Source organism: Pseudomonas sp. HMWF006 (genome assembly GCF_003061205.1).
Classification (GTDB): Bacteria; Pseudomonadota; Gammaproteobacteria; order Pseudomonadales; family Pseudomonadaceae; genus Aquipseudomonas; species Aquipseudomonas monsensis.
In genome coordinates this window covers 13,223-14,349 of the sequence record NZ_QAIU01000543.1, presented here as the reverse complement: position 1 = coordinate 14,349, position 1,127 = coordinate 13,223, and the positions used below count along the sequence as shown (strand labels likewise).

Here is a 1,127-nt window from a genome sequence, read left to right as displayed (position 1 = left end):
GAACTACGACGGTCTGCCACAAGAGATCAAGGACAGCGTCGATAAACGCATCGCCGGTTACGATGATCCGGTCGGTTTCTACGTCGAGAAACTGGTAGAAGGCATCAGCACCCTCGCGGCCGCTTTTGCGCCGAAGAAAGTCATCGTGCGCCTGTCGGACTTCAAGTCCAACGAATACGCCAACCTGATCGGCGGCAAGCTCTACGAGCCGGAAGAAGAAAACCCGATGCTGGGCTTCCGTGGCGCTTCGCGTTATATCAGCGAATCGTTCCGTGACTGCTTCGAACTCGAATGCCGCGCGCTGAAGCGTGTACGCAACGAGATGGGCCTGACCAACGTCGAAATCATGGTGCCGTTCGTCCGTACCCTCGGCGAAGCGAGTCAGGTTGTCGATCTGCTGGCCGAAAACGGCTTGAAGCGCGGCGACAACGGTCTGCGCGTGATCATGATGTGCGAATTGCCCTCCAACGCGATCCTTGCTGAGGAATTCCTCGAATTCTTCGACGGTTTCTCGATCGGTTCCAACGACCTGACTCAGCTGACGCTGGGCCTGGACCGCGACTCCGGTATCATCGCGCACCTGTTCGACGAGCGTAATCCGGCGGTCAAGAAGCTGTTGGCCAATGCGATTGCTGCGTGCAACAAGGCCGGCAAATACATCGGTATCTGCGGTCAGGGCCCGTCCGACCACCCTGATCTGGCCAAGTGGCTGATGGAGCAGGGCATCGAAAGCGTGTCGCTGAACCCGGACACCGTGCTGGAAACCTGGTTCTTCCTGGCGGAAGGTCAGGCGCAGGCCTGATCAGTATGTGAACGGCCCGCTCCCTTCGGGGGGCGGAGCCTTGAAATTCAAGTAGGGCGGGCTCCTGTAGATGCCGCCCTTTTTTGTGCAAGAGCATTATGCAAAGCAGCAGCAACCTATTTCCTGTCGCCCTGATCAGCGCCGAACGTCGCGGTGATCTGAGCGAAGACGTGTATCGCTTGAAACCCGGCAACAGCCCGGACTGGTCCGTGGAAATCGCCGTGACCCGCTTGGGCATGGCCGATGAACCGGCGTCCCGTGGCGTGCCGGTGATCTTGCTGCACGGCAGTTTCTCCAACCGGCGTTTCTGGTTTTCCCCCAAGGG

At 59.0% G+C, this 1,127-nt stretch carries 1 protein-coding gene and 1 pseudogene; both read left to right on the top strand.

Annotation, left to right across the window (positions count from 1 at the left end):
- Positions 1–802: putative PEP-binding protein (locus tag DBR24_RS33575; protein WP_305889138.1), on the top strand; the 802-nt coding region annotated here is incomplete at its 5' end.
- Positions 803–900: 98 nt separating this feature from the next.
- A pseudogene (locus DBR24_RS33570) lies at positions 901–1,127 on the top strand (alpha/beta hydrolase); the annotation flags it as partial.